This window comes from Streptococcus sp. CCH5-D3 (genome assembly GCF_001556435.1).
In the GTDB taxonomy this organism is placed as follows: domain Bacteria; phylum Bacillota; class Bacilli; order Lactobacillales; family Streptococcaceae; genus Streptococcus.
The window spans coordinates 1-347 of record NZ_LSIW01000064.1 but is presented as its reverse complement, the minus strand read 5'-3'; the positions used below and the strand labels follow the sequence as shown (position 1 = coordinate 347).

General features: G+C 36.0%; 1 protein-coding gene. It reads left to right on the top strand.

The window, feature by feature from the left end:
• A partial coding sequence (locus AX662_RS10730; RefSeq protein WP_197414659.1) for a hypothetical protein occupies nt 1-347 on the top strand: 347 nt, incomplete at both ends.

The following is a 347-nucleotide window of genomic DNA, read 5'->3' as shown; positions in this document are numbered from 1 at the left end:
TGTGCTTAAGCCACAAAACCAAAAATATGATGTTGCAACTCCAACCGAAAAAGTTGAGGTGGCAAATCCAGATAACGTAACAAATGATGAGTTAAATAAAATCAAAGAAAAGCTCCAACTTGAATACTCCCAAACCAATGATGATGCTAATTTGGCAGACAAAAAAGGTACAACTGTAGCTGATAAAACTAATAAGATTCAATCAGTTACTAAAGATGCGGATGGAAATCTTGTAGTAACATATACAGATGGTTCTACAGATAAGAAACCATTATCAGAATTTGTAACTAAAGACACAACAGCTCCAGCGAAACCAGTTGTCGATACAGACCTTACAGGTAAAGCCG